Source organism: Allotamlana fucoidanivorans (assembly GCF_006265225.1).
Classification (GTDB): Bacteria; Bacteroidota; Bacteroidia; order Flavobacteriales; family Flavobacteriaceae; genus Allotamlana; species Allotamlana fucoidanivorans.
Genome location: NZ_VDCS01000009.1, coordinates 105918 through 122681, shown reverse-complemented (window position 1 = coordinate 122681; position 16764 = coordinate 105918). Strand labels below are relative to the sequence as shown.

General features: G+C 34.6%; 11 protein-coding genes. 8 read left to right on the top strand and 3 right to left on the bottom strand.

Annotation, left to right across the window (positions count from 1 at the left end; translation table 11 throughout):
- Positions 1 to 16 precede the first annotated feature (16 nt).
- Entirely contained in the window at positions 17 to 739 is a 723-nt protein-coding gene (locus FGF67_RS10465) for an SDR family oxidoreductase (protein WP_139697498.1), read from the top strand.
- A gap of 5 nt (positions 740 to 744) precedes the next feature.
- On the opposite strand, the gene FGF67_RS10460 is transcribed toward FGF67_RS10465, so the two are convergent.
- The 3 genes from FGF67_RS10460 to FGF67_RS10450 are packed head-to-tail and all read right to left on the bottom strand — an operon-like array spanning position 745 to position 9290.
- Complete coding sequence (locus FGF67_RS10460; RefSeq protein WP_139697496.1) at positions 745 to 2160, bottom strand: M64 family metallopeptidase; 1416 nt, start codon at positions 2158 to 2160, stop codon at positions 745 to 747.
- Position 2161: 1 nt separating this feature from the next.
- Positions 2162 to 2674 carry a hypothetical protein gene (locus tag FGF67_RS10455; protein WP_139697494.1) on the bottom strand — a complete coding sequence of 171 codons (513 nt, stop codon included), beginning with the start codon at positions 2672 to 2674 and terminating at the stop codon, positions 2162 to 2164.
- A 49-nt stretch (positions 2675 to 2723) separates the two neighbouring features.
- Positions 2724 to 9290, bottom strand: a complete 6567-nt coding sequence (locus FGF67_RS10450; protein ID WP_139697492.1) for an alpha-2-macroglobulin family protein — start codon at positions 9288 to 9290, stop codon at positions 2724 to 2726.
- 217 nt (positions 9291 to 9507) lie between these two features.
- On the opposite strand from FGF67_RS10450, the gene FGF67_RS10445 reads away from it, so the two are divergent.
- The 7 genes from FGF67_RS10445 (at position 9508) to FGF67_RS10415 (ending at position 16763) form a co-directional block, all read left to right on the top strand.
- Positions 9508 to 10458 (top strand): tetratricopeptide repeat protein, encoded by a 951-nt coding sequence (locus FGF67_RS10445; protein WP_139697490.1) that lies wholly within the window; start codon positions 9508 to 9510, stop codon positions 10456 to 10458.
- 170 nt (positions 10459 to 10628) lie between these two features.
- Positions 10629 to 11984, top strand: a complete 1356-nt coding sequence (locus tag FGF67_RS10440) for a UDP-N-acetylmuramate--L-alanine ligase (protein ID WP_139697488.1) — start codon at positions 10629 to 10631, stop codon at positions 11982 to 11984.
- 51 nt (positions 11985 to 12035) lie between these two features.
- Positions 12036 to 12734 carry a RadC family protein gene (gene radC, locus FGF67_RS10435; RefSeq protein WP_139697486.1) on the top strand — a complete coding sequence of 233 codons (699 nt, stop codon included), beginning with the start codon at positions 12036 to 12038 and terminating at the stop codon, positions 12732 to 12734.
- A 53-nt stretch (positions 12735 to 12787) separates the two neighbouring features.
- Positions 12788 to 14092, top strand: a complete 1305-nt coding sequence (locus FGF67_RS10430; RefSeq protein ID WP_139697484.1) for a polysaccharide deacetylase family protein — start codon at positions 12788 to 12790, stop codon at positions 14090 to 14092.
- Entirely contained in the window at positions 14079 to 14771 is a 693-nt protein-coding gene (locus FGF67_RS10425; protein WP_317128552.1) for a YjjG family noncanonical pyrimidine nucleotidase, read from the top strand. Before FGF67_RS10430 ends, FGF67_RS10425 begins: the two co-directional genes overlap by 14 nt.
- 67 nt (positions 14772 to 14838) lie before the next feature.
- Complete coding sequence (locus FGF67_RS10420; RefSeq protein ID WP_139697482.1) at positions 14839 to 15357, top strand: hypothetical protein; 519 nt, start codon at positions 14839 to 14841, stop codon at positions 15355 to 15357.
- Complete coding sequence (locus FGF67_RS10415) at positions 15354 to 16763, top strand: DUF5723 family protein (RefSeq protein ID WP_139697480.1); 1410 nt, start codon at positions 15354 to 15356, stop codon at positions 16761 to 16763. The genes FGF67_RS10420 and FGF67_RS10415 overlap by 4 nt, the downstream gene beginning before the upstream one ends.
- The last annotated feature ends 1 nt before the right edge of the window (position 16764 follow it).

Here is a 16764-nt window from a genome sequence, read left to right as displayed (position 1 = left end):
AAAAACGATATACAAAATGGGAACATTAAAAGATAAAGTAGCATTAATTACAGGAGGATCAAAAGGGATTGGTTTTGGCATTGCTCAAGCCTTGATACAAGAAGGTGTTAACGTTGCCGTTACCAGTAGAAGTGAAGAGGCAGCAAATGATGCGGCCAAGGTGTTGAATGCCATGTCAAGCAAAGTTGAAGCTATGGGAATTCAGGCCGATGTAAGAGACTTTGATAGCCAACAAAATGCGGTTAGAAAAGTTTTAGCGCGTTTTAATCAATTGGATATTGTAGTAGCCAATGCTGGTATTGGGCATTTTGCAAACATAGAAGATTTAACACTTGATCAATGGCAAGAAACTATTGATACCAATTTAACAGGGGTGTTTTATTCCATAAAATCAACGGTTGAAGCTTTAAAAAAATCTAAAGGCTATTTTATAACTATTTCAAGTTTGGCAGGAACAAATTTCTTTGCTAATGGGTCGGCCTATAACGCTAGTAAGTTTGGGTTAACGGGGTTTACACAATCTGTCATGCTTGATTTACGGCAGCATGGTGTAAAGGTAAGTACAATTATGCCAGGCTCTGTATCTACCTTTTTTAATGGGAATGACCCAGATGCTGCCGACGCTTGGAAAATTCAAATTGAAGATATAGGAGAGTTGGTTGTTGATTTGGTTAAAATGAATCCTAGAACACTGCCAAGTAAGATTGAAGTAAGGCCAACGATGCCTCCTGGTAAATAATATTTTTAGTATTTAATCCATTTTTTGCTGACAACTAATATGGTATCAGCATAATAATTAATGGTGTAAATGCCTGGCGCCAATTGAGATACGTCTAATGGAGTTTCAGTATGATTACTTAGAATAGTAGATTTTACGTGTTTACCATCCATACTAATAATGTCTGCTTTTAAGCTTTTTGAGGTGTTGCTTTCAAACTTAAGATATAAAATACTGTGAGCTGGATTTGGGTGTAATGAAATATAATAAGTGTCGGTATTACTTTTTATGTCTTTAAGACCTAGTGCGTTGTATGTAATTGTCCAAGTCACTATATATACATGTGATCCGGCATTATGATTATCTACTTTTAAAAATGTAGAATCGTCTGTTATTGTTACGTTTAATGTATTGGTACCTGAGTTTAAGTCAGATTCATTAATAGAAATCGATTCAATATTTTGATTAAATTCTACACCATTTAAAAACCATGTGCTTATTAAACTGTTGGGGTTAGGCTGTATTAAATTCAGTTCAAAGTTTAAAGGGAATTCTGAGGGCTCTATAGAACTGTTATTAGGTATATAAGAATCTATGGGGGGCACTAAATCATGAATCTTTTCAACAATACCTTCCTGACAAACGGGGCAAAATCCTTTGTCAATCCTTTCCATGATACAGTTTTGGTGTGGCTTGTACCAACTAGCAGCAGTTCCAGAGTTACCATGCACATAGATGCCTACATTATTAATGTTTAGCCAGTTTTTCCATTTTACTAAATTGGTGTTTGTTTCTTGGGTCATGTTAATAGCTTCAGCTACAAAAATATCGCCTGGGTAATATTCGTCTTTTAGATTAAATAACGAATGTCCCAGTTCATGAATGGTTACAGCAGCTCCCCAATACCCATTATACGCCATAGGGAATTCGCCTCCACTACCTCCATATTCAGCAGAGTTTACAATAATTATAGCTTGGTCATATTCGGGAAAGTGATTGGCTAAAACCTCAGTTATTTTTTGTTGTGTATTATTGGCGTTGTTGCCATCAATTTCATAATAGAGTTTTCTGTGGCTTCCAAAAGAATCGTAAGTCGCATTGAAATAGGTGTCAACAAAAACTGGAGTTTGGCCAGTTTCGTCAACATCTAATGCTGTAGCAGGATGATCGGCACCACTTTCATTAGAAGGTACTTTTATAGCATAAACATTAAAATATGAGGTATAAGCATTGAACGGGGCATGATTAAACAATGTATTTGTAAAATGTTCAGCATCTAACATGAATTTGTTTAATTCAAACGATTGATAGCCTTCACTTAAAATAACTATGTTGATACGTTTATCATGAGCTCCAGAATATCTCAAAGTTTCCACAGAAAATTGAGCGTTAACTGTTGAAAAACTCATAAGAATAGCACATAACAATAGCAATTTTTTCATGTTATTCAAGCTCGATTTTTATGAGTTGGACTGATGCTTCTGAAAGCGCATTCACTTCACTTATAACAATATGTTTAGTTTTTGGGTGTAGTTGGAGTTTTAGTGAAACATTAGCCCTGTTTTGTTCAACAAGACGTTTTTCAAAACTTAATGAATCATTAGGAACTTCAATAGTGAGAAATAGTGGGTTTTTTATAAAAACGCTATGCAATTCTGATGCGTGGTCATCAACTTGAATACATTTAAGGTCGCCTTCAGATGGTTCTTTTGTGAACTTATTATTTGTGTTTTTTAATTTACCATCTGTCACAAATTTATTTTTAAGGGTCATGGTTTTTTGTCCATTACTATTTTTTTCAAGAACATAATTCAAAAATAATAGTTTAGGATGGTTTATAGGTATAGTGTTTTCAACCACATTGGTTTTTTTAGCACCACAGGACAATAGTATTAAGCATACTAAAAAACAGAGGGTACTTGAAAAGTGATGGTATGTTAAAATGGGGCTTTTCATCACACAAAGTTAATAAATAAAAAGTAGCGGATACCTAATGCCAAAAACGCTATTCACTTATATGAATTCTTTTACCTTCACTATGACTACTAAATTCTGGGGCATACATACTTTGAATTGTTGTAATACCATTACTCATATGTCCCGCATTGTTAACACGTAAGTCATATTCAAAAACATAAACACCTTTAGGTAAATGATCAAAAAAGAAATTGGTGCTAGCATCCTTGGTGCTTTGATAATATCCTAAACCATCTTGCCATTTGTAGTCAGATATAATATTTACAGGTTCAAGACCAGCAGCACGCATGTCTTTCATGTGAAGAAACTCCATATTTCTATCACTTTTCAATTCAATTCTTACCCGTATTAAATCGCCAACTTGTAATGGCGTTTCTGGGGTTATTTTAGAAATGATTTCTCCCGTGTCTGTGTTACGCTTTAAAAACAAGTTTTTCTTTAATTGTAAAGGTGTTTTGGCCGATGTAACTTTATCTAGATCTTCAAAGTATTGCCAGTAGGCATTGCCCCAGGCTATTCCTTCTCCTTTTTTAGCGAGTGTGATTTTTGCCATGTTGGGTTGTATTTCAGAAGCTGCCCAAAATGTTTTGTAATATCCTGTGCCAGCCTCAATATTTACGCCATCCAACGCTTTTGGGGCTATTTTTTTATCACCCACAGAAACGTTTACAGCTTCAGTAACACTAAGCCAGTCGCTGCCTTGTAAAAGTAGGGCGTAAACCGCTTCGGTGGTTGCTTTTGTCGTTTTCCATTGATTGGTTTGTTTGTTTTTAAGTAGCCAGATTTTAAGATTATCAATAGTTTCTTGTTGTTCTTCTTTATTGAAAATGAGTGATCCTGCTTCAGTAAACATTTCAATCATTAGAGCTTGAGTTTCAATAGGCGCCTCGTACCAAAACCACGAATTGGTGTTTTCTTTCCAATACATACCTAACTCTTCAGATGTTATGCTGGTTTCTTGTAAGGCTTTCATAATTTTTTTTGCGGTGTCCCAGTCATTATTTCTATAAGTAATTAAAGCCATCATTCCTTTTGAAGATAGATTGCGTTTTAACCAGTATGTTTTAATTTGAGTTTGATAATAGTTCATTATGCGTTCTACTTCTTTTGATTTTTTAATTTCAGGAAAGAAGCTTCGCATATATAGGTACTGCAATTGGGAGTGGGTTAAGTGGTCTTTTGATAAATCAACATGGCTATTGTATTTTTTAATGTCATGATAGGCTTTTACAAACTGCTTATCTAAATAAGATAGGGCTTTTTTTATCATCATACTATACTGATCGTTATCTGTTATGACAAGCTGTTTAAGGTGGCCAAAACCAGATATGATATGTTGTGTGATATAACGGTTTTCTCTTCCTCCGTTAAACCAAGACCAACCTCCTGATGCCATTTGGTTGGATTTTAACTTGGTTATTGCTATTTGTTGGGCGGTATTCATTTTATGCAAATCAAACAATAAAGCGATGCGTTTTTTTTGTTCTGTTTCGCTTTGCGCATCGCGTAACCAAGGCGTTTCTTGAACAAGAATTGATTTTAATTCTTGGTTTTTTTCAAGGTTACTTATCAAGGCATCTTGCGAACCCCATTGGTCAAAAACAGTTTTGATTTTAGGATTGGAATTTACAATATAACGCGCCAAAGTATTTGCATAAAATCTGGAAAAGGTTTGTTCATTGCACTCATAAGGGTATTCCATAAGGTAAGGAAGGGCTTGAACCGCATACCAAGCTGGGTTTGAAGTTATCTCTAAAGTAAACTTATGGTGTTTTAGGCTTGCAGAGTGGTTTGTTTTTAGTTTGTCTAGTGTAAACGTGCGTGTTTCATTACTTTTTACCCACATAGGTAGTGTTTCGGTTACTAGTATTCTATTGGATAGAACGGGTAATACATTTTCTTCACCATCACTAAAATTATTTGATTGTGCTATAAATTTATACTGAACCGCTTGAATGGATTCAGGAATGCTAATATTCCATGAAACATGCGTATTGCCTTTCGCATTGATAGAGAAGCTTTTTTGATTTTCAATATTTTTTAAATCAATATCTATAGGTTGTCCTGAAATGGCATCAAATAAAAGCAAACGAGCGGTTCCTGAAATGGGTTGCTCTGTTAAATTTGCAACTTTTGCACTCAACCTAATGCTATCACCAGCTCTTAGAAATCGTGGCGTGTTAGGAAGTATCATAAGTTCTTTCTGGGTTACCGCAGTAAGCCTTGTAACCTTGCTTTTTAAATGCTTAGTATGTGCTAAAAGCTGTAATTTCCATTGGGTTAAAGCTTCAGGTGTAGTAAAGCTGAAACTAATATTTCCCTGCTCATCGGTTTGTAAATGAGGAAGAAAGAAAGCCGTTTCATTTAGGTTTTTTCTAATTTGTACTTGCGATAAAGTATTTAAGCTAGATTTGGTTGTGATAAGGATAACACCGTTTGCGGCTTTACTGCCATAAATAGCCGTTGCTGAAGCATCTTTTAAAACATTAATAGATTGTATGTTTGAGGGGTCTAAATCCATATTGCCTTCCACTATTTTACCATCAATGATATATAAAGGTTTTCCATTATTTGGTACGCTACTGGCTCCTCTAATCATAATTTTTGAAGGGGCGCCAGGAACACCTGGTTCAGAATCTATTTCTAAACCTGAAATCTGTCCTGCCAAGGCATTTTGTAAACTCAAGCTATCCTCTAGAGTTTCTTCTTGAACCATGGCAACAGCGCCAGTTATAGCTTCTTTTTTTTGTGTGCCATAACCTACTACTACAACTTCATCTAAATGAGCCTCATCTTCAGATAGAGAAATATTTAATCTGTTTTTACTAACCGTTATGTTTTGAGTGGTGTAACCAATAAACGATATTTCTAAAACATCTCCTTGTTGAGCTTGAATGGCAAAGTTACCATCAAAATCGGTGGTAACCCCTTGGGAGGTTCCTTTCACCACAATAGTAGCACCGGGTATAGGATTTCCATTTTTATCAGAGATGGTACCGGATATAAAGCCGTCCTTTACATTCTCATGAAATTGCATTGAACGTCTGTATTTTAAAGATTGCAGATACTGATTGTTAACCCATTGATTATTCGTGAAACTAAATCCGAACCAATTGTAAGTGTCATAATGTTGTTCAGGATAATTAAAATATTGGTAGTTATTATGTGTTCTAAAATATGTTGTTCCAAAACTTCTGTAGCCAGAATATCTATGTTGAGCCCTGTAAGTTGGTGTGTTAATGGGGGAGAAATTCCACGTGTGTGGTTTAAACTGATCTAAAGAGGCATCATACATACTAGCCAATAGTTCGGCACTAACCTGATTGCCATCGGGGCCTTTTATTTTGAACTGCCAAGCCTCATCAGTGCCGGGCTGCAGCTTATCTCTAAATATTAAGGTTTCAATGCTGAGGTTTGTTTTGGGAAAGGGAACAGCAATAAATTGGGTTCCTGAGTTATAATTATTAAACGCTGCAAAACTGTAGTTTATAGCAAAACCACCTAAATCAATGGCTGTAACAGGAATACTAATCACTTTTTTGTTGGCATTGAGCGTTATTATTTCTGTTTGAATTTCTTGGTCTTTTTTCTCAATAAGGATTGTGATATTTAAGTGTTTTGCAGCTGATCCAAGTGTAATATGGGCCGTTTCACCAACTTGATAGCTTGGCTTGTCAGTAGAAATAGTAAAGAGCTGATTGTCTGCAGGAAGCAGGTCATTATTACTGAATAACACAGTACGCGATTCATCTTTAACCAATTGACCAAACTTGTCTTTGGCCTCAAGAATAATGATATATTGGCCCGATTTCCAATGTTTTATTCTACCAAATTCTAGTGTCTTTGATAGCTTGGTATCAAATGTTTTTTCAAGTACCAAAGTGCCTTTTTCTAATGAGGTAAGGTTGTATGCATTATTATAAGCATCATGAGGGAATAAGTGTGTATAGGCTTCTTCTGAAAATTCTTGATAATCGGGAGTTGGCCACGGACGTTTTCTTAAAACACGGTTAGGACTTTTAGCTTTATATATTTTTATAGTGCCTTTAGTAGGAGCAAATTCACCATTTAAATTCTGAGTTGAAATATGTATTTCGTGGTGTTTGTTGGTTTTATCTAGTTGTTCAGGCACACTTAATTGGGCTATTAACGCATGATAACCAACGTTGATTATTGTTGTAGTACTTCTGGTTTCTCCGTTTAAATCGGTTACGTCTGCAATAACTTCATATTTAAAAACAGGAAGACTAGACGGGTGTGCACTTTTGTCTGGAATGGCCTTAAAGGTAATCTCAAAATTGCCAGAATCGTTTGTTGTAGTTTCTCCATGGGTTATTTCTTGTGCTTCATGAGATGCAGAAGGATAATACCAAAAATACCATCTGGGGTATTCTATTTTACGGTGCACGCGATATGTGACTTTGCTATTGGTTACATTACTTCCTGCATAAGCCAAGGCCTTGCCGTTTACTTTAATAGAATCATTTACTTTGTAGGTTTTAGTTACAGGGTTGAATTTGGTTTCAAATTTTGGTCGTTTATATTCTTCAACCGAAAAATGAAAGGTATTGTCAATGTCTATCCGATTAGAATCTGAATATAATTCAATGGTGTATTCACCATTTAGCCCTGAATTTGGAAGCACAAACTCGCCTGAAATAGAGCCAAATTCATTTGTGGTTAATGCTATATTAAACACGTCATCTTCATTAACATCATAAACTTCTAAATGAAACAGTTCGTTAGGAATTACTTCAGATTTGCCATCTTTGGTTTTCATGGCAATAGCTTTGAAGAATACGGTTTGCCCAGGGCGATAAATACTCCTGTCAGTAAATAAAAAAGCTCTATAATTGACATCTTCTTTATCTGTTTTATAAAATCTATTGATGTAATAATTACCAAAGTAGGCTATGTCACCCTCCTTTTTTACTTTTAAATGGATGTTGTTATACCAGCTATTGTCTTTGCGGATTTTAATTTGTCCATTGTCATCTGTAGTATAAAACTCGGTTTTGTTATTTCCTATTTTTCTGGAGAAATAGGAGAAATCAATACGTGCATTTGAAATAGGTTTACCATGATTCCTGTCAATGATTTGAAAGATTTTTTGATTGGGAGTTTCAGTTTCTATCAATGCCAAATTGGTTACTTGAACTTGGGCAAAAGCAAAACTATTCTCAAGGTTTTTGTTTGAGGCAACAATTAAATATCGTCCATTGTTTAGTTTTGGAAGCAACACTTCTGTGGTGTGCGTCTGGAAGTCGGTTTCATTTTTTAAAGTACTTTGCCATGATTTATATAGATGAAGTTTTTCAGTAAACCGCTGTTGCTCTTCCTTTCTGTATATCTTATTAAATTGTTTTACCTGATTTTCAGAAAGTTTGTATACTTTAAAATGAAGCGTATCAGTATTTTTATATTTTACTAAGACGCGGGCGTGCTTTTGAATAGGAAGAAATTGTTCGGTGGTGATTTCAAAGGATGCTTGTAGAATTTGTGATTTTAATACACTACATTTTTCAGCACTTAAACTTTCAGGATATTTAGATATGATATCATGACATATCTTTAAGGCTTCTTTTGCTTTCCAGCGGTAATCTTCTTTAGTTTTCGGTTCATAGTTTTGACTCTGGGAATAGTATAGAGATGCTATCTTAAAATCATATAAAGCGGACGCTTCTTTATCTTGTAATGCTTGACTTTCTTGTTGTAAAGTTTCTAGTAAAACAGTTTCTTTTTCGGGAAACGTAGCATGTTGTTGAACAAATGATAACCGATCAATATTAACATCTGCCAAGGCTAATTTTGAACTGTCGTCTAAGTGAAATCGTATTAGGGACTTATAAATTTTTAAAGCCTGTAGCTGTAGAGAGGTGGAATCCTTTGATTGTATTTTAAGGGTTGAAAATGGTTGGGCATTAGCCATAAATTCAGGGTTGTTCAATTCAAATTTGTAGGCGGGTTTGCTGATATGCGTTTCATCTGTTTTATAAAATTCTAAGGCTTGATGGCATAAAAAATCAAATAGTGTAGGTCTGAAAACTTTTGAATCTGGATATTCATTAAGTAAAATAGCGTATTTCTCTAGTTGTTCTTGTTGTAGTAATAACCCGTTTTTTAGGGAGTTTTGATAGTGTAGGTGAATTTCATTAAACAGGGTTTGTAAGTCCCAGGTTCTAAAATCTTGTACATCTACTTTTTCAGAGGTTGTGCTGCGGTTATAAAAGCGCCATCGGTTTTGATTAAAATATTGCCAATAAAGGTTAGCAAGTATGTTTTCCAGAATATGTTTAGTTGGAAACGTACTGTTTGAAATGTTTTGCTTGAAGTTTTCTATAATTTGAAGCTGAGCATCTTCCTCCAAAACCAATGCAAATTTACTTTTGTATAACATGGTTTTTATAACCTGTACATGGTTGTTATCCTTTAGCGCTTGGTTCTCAATAGATGTTACTGTTTTAAGTGCCGATTGAACCAAGCCGTCTAATTCATACTGTTCTACTTGAGACCACAGATTTTGATAGGTATCGTTTTGAGCGTGTATGAATAGTGATAAAAATAAAAGTGCCGAGGTAATAAGCCAATGTTTCATGTGTCATGTTTTACTAGCAAATTACATTCAAAAGCTATTCCAAAAAACAATAACTGAGTAAAAGCTAGCGTTGGATGAGTGAAGTTAATCATTTTATAATGTAAAAAAGGTTAAGTGATTAAGAATCGTAGAGTGGTTTAAGAGTGTTACTATTTTTAATCCTACGCTTACGATGCTTTATTCTGAAAGTGTATTTTTGTAATACTAAACGGTTGCTATGAAGTTAATATGGTTATGCTTACTGTGTCCAATTATGTTGGTTTCCCAAACCGATTTTAAAGAGGTGAATCAACTTTTTGAGGATAAAAACTATGCGCAAGCAGCAGGTTTGTTAAATACGTATCTAGAACAAAACCCCAAAAACCTGGAAGCCATTGAGTTATTAGGTGATGCATATGGGCATCAAGAAAAATGGGATGAGGCCTTAGTGTATTATAAACAGTTACTTGAAACAGATAGCTATAATGCTAATTATCATTACAAGTACGGAGGTGTTTTAGGAATGAAAGCCTTAGAAAATAAATTTAAAGCCATCGGCTTTATTGGTGATGTGAAAAGCTCTTTTTTAAAAGCGGCAGAATTAGATAGAAGTCACATTGGTGCACGTTGGGCATTGGTAGAATTGTATATGCAATTGCCAGGTATAATAGGAGGAAGTAAAAAGAAGGCTTTAGAATTTGCAGAACAGCTAGAAAACCTTTCAAAGGTGGATGGTTATTTAGCTAAAGGGTATATTTATGAATATGATGACGAACCCGAATTAGCCGAAAACTATTATAAAAAAGCGATAGTTGAAGGTGGTTCAGTAACCTGTTATAATAAGCTGATTAGTTTTTATGAAGGCGAAAATGCACCAGAAAAAGCTTTACAAACAGCTGAAACCGCTCAAAAAAAGCACCAAAGAAATGCCTTGCATTATCAGATTGGCAAAATAGCTGCAGAGTATAATATTGAGCTTCAAAAAGGGTTACGTTGTTTAGAAACATACATACAAAACTATTCAGCCGAAGATGGTGTACCTATAGCTTGGGCTCATTACCGTTTAGCTCAGATTTATACCTATAAAAACAACAAAAGCCGAGCACTAAAGTACATAGATTTGGCTATTGAAGCGCTTCCGGAAATTAAACTTTTTAAAAAGCAAAAGGATAGGATTTTAGCCTTATAGTTTTTAATCCGTCAAAAGTAAATGGGATTAGTTGCATACGCATACCATTCAAATAAAAATTTTGCTAATTCACGGTGTCTCCCAACTTCAATTTATATATTTACACTGGTGTAAAACTAATTTAAAAGTAGAAAGTCAGCCGGCTACTTTTTGTGATCAAAAATCGTAATATGAACGTACATTTTATTGCCATAGGAGGAGCCGCCATGCATAATTTGGCATTGGCGCTACATAATAAAGGGTATCAGGTAACAGGTAGTGATGATACTATTTTTGAGCCTTCAAAATCAAGATTAGCATCAAAGGGGTTGTTGCCAGAATCTTTTGGCTGGTTTCCTGAAAAAATAAATACAAACCTTGATGCCATCGTTTTAGGAATGCATGCTAAGGCCGATAATCCAGAGCTGTTAAAAGCCCAAGAATTAGGCATAAAGATATACAGTTACCCTGAGTTTTTATATGAGCAATCTAAGCATAAAACAAGAGTAGTGATTGGGGGTAGTCATGGTAAAACAACTATAACCTCAATGATTTTACATGTTATGCATTACCATGGCAAAGATGTTGACTATATGGTTGGCGCCCAGTTAGAAGGTTTTGATGTGATGGTTAAGTTGACAGAAGACAATGATTTTATTGTTTTAGAAGGTGATGAATATCTGAGTTCACCTATTGATAGACGACCTAAATTTCATTTATACAAACCCAATATTGCTTTATTAAGTGGTATAGCCTGGGATCATATCAACGTGTTTCCAACGTATGAAAACTATGTTGAACAGTTTGAAATTTTTGTAGATTCTATTGTTGATGGAGGCAGTATCAATTATAATGAAGAAGACGCTGAGGTTAAGCGTGTGGTAGAAGCGAGTGAAAATCCTATTAGAAAAATAGCCTATTCTACACCTGAATATATCGTGGAGAAAGGGCAAACCTTAATAGAAACTCCAGAAGGTCCTTTACCTATTGAAGTGTTTGGGCGACACAATCTTAATAACTTGGCTGGAGCTAAATGGATTTGTCAGCATATGGGCATTGATGAAGATGATTTTTATGAAGCCATTGCCACGTTTAAAGGTGCTAGCAAACGGCTAGAAAAAATAGCCGAAGGTAAAAATAGTGTGGCTTTCAAAGATTTTGCACATTCACCAAGCAAAGTTGAAGCAACAACCAAGGCGGTTAAAGAACAGTATAAAAATAGAACGTTGGTGGCTTGTTTAGAGTTGCATACGTATAGTAGTTTAAATGCCGAGTTTTTAAAAGAATATAAGGGGGCGCTTGATGCCTCCGATGTTGCGGTAGTGTTTTATTCGCCACATGCCGTTGAAATAAAAAAGCTAGATGCCGTTAGCCATGAACAAATCTCTCAAGCGTTTCAGCGGGATGACTTAATCATTTTTACTAATCCAACTGATTTTAAAGAGTTTCTCTTTTCGCAGAACTTTAATGATAAGGCATTACTGCTCATGAGTTCAGGTAATTATGGGGGCTTAGATTTTGATGTCGTAAAAACCTTGATACAATAGAATTAACGTACGTTCTTTGATTTATAACCTTGCATTATTTATCTTTAACACATGCAAGAAAAATCAACATCCCTATCTATTAAAAACTGGCATCAAGATGATCAACCTCGTGAAAAGCTACTTTACAAAGGTAAAATGGCACTTAGTGATGCTGAGTTGGTAGCCATTCTAATTGGTTCTGGTAATAGAGATGAAAGTGCGGTGGCCCTATGTAAGCGTATTTTAGCGAGTGTAGATTATAAATTAAATGAGCTGGGAAGGCTTTCTGTAAAACAGTTAATGACCTTTAAAGGTATTGGAGAGGCTAAGGCTATCACGATAGTTGCCGCCCTTGAATTAGGGCGCCGCCGCAGGGGAGAAGAGGCCTTAGAAAAAAAGAAGATTACCTCAAGTGTATCGGTTTTTGAAATTATGCAGCCTATAATAGGTGATTTGCCTCACGAAGAATTTTGGATTATCTATATGAATAACTCCAATAAAGTGCTTCAAAAACAGCAATTGAGTAAAGGTGGTATCACCGGTACATTAGTGGATGTACGGCTCGTTTTAAAAACAGCACTTGAGGTTGGAGCAACAGGTCTTATTCTGTCACATAATCATCCTTCAGGAACATTAAAGCCAAGTGAAGCAGATAAACAAATCACTCAAAAATTGAAAGTTGCAGCAAAAAGTTTAGATATAGTGGTTTTAGATCATCTTATTGTAACAGAAAAAACCTATTTTAGTTTTGCAGATGAAGGTGTTTTATAATTTTAAGCAGCTTCATAGACCCTTGAAACACTTGTTCAGAATATTTATAAACTATGCTTTTAGTTTACACCTCCAAAATATCGCCAAGACTCAATTATGTGTTTAAACATGTTTGCACCCGAGTTCTAGGTATAAAAGTTGAGTTCACTACAAAAATTGAGGAGCTAATTGCACACGAGGATCTAAAAATGTCTTACACCAAACAGCAATTGGGAAACGAATTTTTTGTTAAGAGTCATGATATATTGTTTGAACAAGGCTTAGGAGATGTAGAAATTCATGTGCAACGGTGGGATGAAACAAAATGCTTTTTTTACAATGGCGATAAAAGTTCTATTCCTTTTGATATTTTCTCGGCATCATTTTATTTGTTATCACGATATGAAGAGTATCTGCCACATGTAAAGGATGAGTTTGGGAGATTCACTGCAACTGAAAGCTTAGCTTTTAAAGAAGGTTTTTTGCATCAACCAGTAGTAGATATTTGGGCCTATAAATTTAAGGCAGCGTTACAAGATCAGTTTCCCGATTTTGAGTTCCCAAACAGATCATATAAAATAACTCCTATTATTGATGTGCCTAGTCCGTACCATTATAAATTAAAAGGTTTAATGAGAACCTTTGGAGGCCTAGTGGGAGATCTTTCTCGTCTTAAATTTAAAAGTTTATACAAACGGTTTATAGTATTATTAGGGTTTAAACATGATCCTTTTGATACCTTTAAATATATTATTAATAGGCAAAAAAGTTCAAGATTCAAGTTTCTGTTTTTCTTTTTAATCGGTGATTTTTCAACCTTTGATAAAGGCGTTAATCCCAATAAAAAGAAATTTGTTTCGTTAATAAAACATGTGGCTGATTATTGTAGAGTGGGTCTTAAAATTTCATTTTTAGCTTTGGAAGATGCTGACATGCTAAAAAAGGAAAAAACAAAGATGGAGGCTATTTTAAATACAAACTTAAAGGCTTCAAGACAATCTTTTTCAAAATTAAATTTGCCTGAAACCTACAGGAATCTAATCACACTTGAAATTAATGAAGATTATACTATGGGTTATGTAAATCATATTGGGTTTAGAGCAGGATCCTGCTCTCCGTTTTTATTTTATGACCTCGATTATGAAGTTCAAACTCCTTTAAAAATAGTGCCTTACCAACTTATGGATTATGCCTTGTTAAAACATGAGTCCTTATTAGATAAAAAGAAGGTTTTAAATGAAATTATAAATGAAGTTCAACGGGTCAATGGTGAGTTTGTGCCTATTTTTCATAATTATACGTTTGGAGATAGTCAAAGATGGTCTGGTTTTAAGGAATTGTTTAATATGATTTTAGATTCAGCAGATGATGAGGTTTAAAGGTGTTACAGATGTATTTTTTGATTTAGATCATACACTGTGGGATTTTGATAAAAACTCAGCTTTAACTTTTCAGAAAATTTTTGATCTCAATCAAATGAACATCAATTTAACAGATTTTTTGAGTCATTATGAACCTATCAATCTCTACTATTGGAAATTATACAGAGAAGAAAAAATTGAAAAACAGGCGCTACGGTATGCCAGATTAAATGATACGTTTTCTGCACTTGGTACACCTGTTGAAGAGGCACTTATTTATAAACTGTCAGATGATTATATAGCTCATTTAACAGGGTTTAATCATTTATTTGATCACACTTTTGAGGTTTTAGAGTATTTAGCGCCCCATTATAATTTACATATTATTACTAATGGCTTTGAAGAAGTACAACAAAAAAAACTTATCAACTCAGGCATTTACAAGTATTTCACAACGATTACTAATTCAGAAATGGTTGGGGTAAAAAAGCCTAATCCTTTAATTTTTAATTACGCCTTACATCAGGCCCAAGCAGAACGACACCAAAGTGTGATGATTGGTGATAGTTTTGAGGCCGATATATTGGGTGCTCAAAACATAGGAATGGATGTTATCTTTTTTGATGTGCATAATACATCAATTAGTAAGGATATTATTCAAATTAATTCATTGTCACAACTTAAAGATATTTTGTAATAGTTTAAAGTATAGTCTCTTGAATAGTTATACCAATTTTTCGAAGTTTCTATTGTGTATTCTTACTATGACTACATGGTGGTCTTGTACAAAAGATGTAAACTTTAGTCAATTGAATGATTTAACCTTGTCGCCTGCTGTGGTGTCTAGCTTAGTTTTTTTTGATGAACCAGCTAATACGTTTTATGATAACGGATCGGAGGTTTCAGCGATTCAAGATTTTATTATGGTAGATATTTTTAATAATGCCTTTGTTCAGGATGATTTGGTGAAATCTGAATTTCATTTTGAGTCAAAAAACGCAATCAATAGAAGTTTTATTCTTCAAATTGATTTTTTTGATATATCAGGAAAAGTATTGCATACCTTTCAGGTAAGCCAAGAAGCTAGTGGAAATGCTGTAGAAACCGTATCTCATCATATTGAAGTGTTTGAAGGTGATGACATTGAGGTGTTAAAGCAAACACAAGTAGTTATGTTTACCTTAAGAGTAGCTGCAGGGCAACCTATTGATGAACATACGCCTGGCCGCATTCAGTTAAAATCATTTGCATCATTTTATTTTGAAATAGACGTCTCAGAATGAAAAACTACTTGACTTTTTGGGGCTTAATTTTATTTTGCTTGACATCTTATACTCAAAACAAGCAAATACTTTATGGCTTTTCAGAAATACCACAAGCCTTATTGCTTAATCCGGGAGGAAAAATAACTAATAAGTGGTACGTTGGTATGCCTTTGCTGTCACATGTTCACGTTTCAAGCGGAACGACTGGGTCAACTGTTTATGATCTATTTGCAGATAATGGGGTAGCGTTTAATACCAAGTTCAGAAAAGCAATTTATGGCATGAGCAATAAGGATTTTTTTAGTTTTAATGAACAAATTGATGTTTTTTCGGGAGGTTTAGCTATGGGACCTAGTTATGAGAAAAATCAATATTTGAGCTTTGGCTTGTATCAAGAGTTAGATTTTATTGGTTATTTTCCTAAAGATTATGTCGTGTTAGCCTTAGAAGGGAATCAAAATAATATTAATAAGATTTTTGATGCAGGTGATTTAAACGCTACGGCTGAAGTTATATCAGTAGTACATGTTGGCTACAATAAAACATTGAATTCAAAAATGTCGTTCGGATTTAGAGGGAAAATTTACTCTAGTGTTATGACTGTAAGTTCCAAGAGAAATAAAGGGTATTTTGTTACAACACAAGGACAAAACAATACATATAATCATGTGTTCGATCTTAATTTAGAGTTAAAAACCTCAGGTATTTCACACCTGCTAGATGATGATAATTCTAGCTTGGAACAAGATTTGAAAACGCTAAGAAGACGCTTGTTTTTTGGAGGTAATTTAGGGTTAGGCTTTGATGTAGGGATGAGTTACCAAATTAGTAATCAATGGTCGGTTGATGGCAGTTTGCTAGATATTGGGTTTATTCATCACTCTAAAGACATAGAAAATTACAAAGTGGAGGGCGTTTATACTTTTGAAGGTGTAAATCCTATTTTTCCTGAATCTGGCAATAACCAGTCGGCTGACGCGTATTGGAGTGAAATAGAAGAAGATTTTGAAGATTTGTTTCAGGTAGATACTACAGCTTCTAAATTCACCAGTTGGCGTCCAGTAAAATTAAATGCCTCTATAAATTATGCTTTTGGTAAACGATCAGAGAAAGAATGTACCTGTGTAAAAGAGGACTCAGGATATTTAAATGCGGTTGGTTTACAGTTGTATGTCATAAAGCGACCAAGGCGCCCACAGTTAGCAATAACCAGTTACTATTATAGAAAATTATTTGAATGGTTACGAATAAAGGCGACTTATACGGTAGATTCGTATTCATTTTCCAATATCGGAATGGGAGTTTCTGCGCATTGGGGAGCTATTAATTTTTATCTTATGGCCGATAATTTTTTAGAATACAAAAATATTTATGATGCAGAAGCTGTATCTTTACAATTAGGGTTCAATTATATATTTAAATGAA

Bases quoted from the DNA above. Each gene is read 5' to 3' on its own strand.
- FGF67_RS10445 (WP_139697490.1), top strand. From the start codon at position 9,508: ATGAAGTTAATATGGTTATGCTTACTGTGTCCAATTATGTTGGTTTCC.
- FGF67_RS10415 (WP_139697480.1), top strand. From the start codon at position 15,354: ATGAAAAACTACTTGACTTTTTGGGGCTTAATTTTATTTTGCTTGACA.
- FGF67_RS10460 (WP_139697496.1), bottom strand. From the start codon at position 2,160: ATGAAAAAATTGCTATTGTTATGTGCTATTCTTATGAGTTTTTCAACA.
- FGF67_RS10430 (WP_139697484.1), top strand. From the start codon at position 12,788: ATGCTTTTAGTTTACACCTCCAAAATATCGCCAAGACTCAATTATGTG.
- FGF67_RS10425 (WP_317128552.1), top strand. From the start codon at position 14,079: ATGATGAGGTTTAAAGGTGTTACAGATGTATTTTTTGATTTAGATCAT.
- FGF67_RS10440 (WP_139697488.1), top strand. From the start codon at position 10,629: ATGAACGTACATTTTATTGCCATAGGAGGAGCCGCCATGCATAATTTG.
- FGF67_RS10420 (WP_139697482.1), top strand. From the start codon at position 14,839: ATGACTACATGGTGGTCTTGTACAAAAGATGTAAACTTTAGTCAATTG.
- FGF67_RS10450 (WP_139697492.1), bottom strand. From the start codon at position 9,290: ATGAAACATTGGCTTATTACCTCGGCACTTTTATTTTTATCACTATTC.
- radC (WP_139697486.1), top strand. From the start codon at position 12,036: ATGCAAGAAAAATCAACATCCCTATCTATTAAAAACTGGCATCAAGAT.
- FGF67_RS10465 (WP_139697498.1), top strand. From the start codon at position 17: ATGGGAACATTAAAAGATAAAGTAGCATTAATTACAGGAGGATCAAAA.
- FGF67_RS10455 (WP_139697494.1), bottom strand. From the start codon at position 2,674: ATGAAAAGCCCCATTTTAACATACCATCACTTTTCAAGTACCCTCTGT.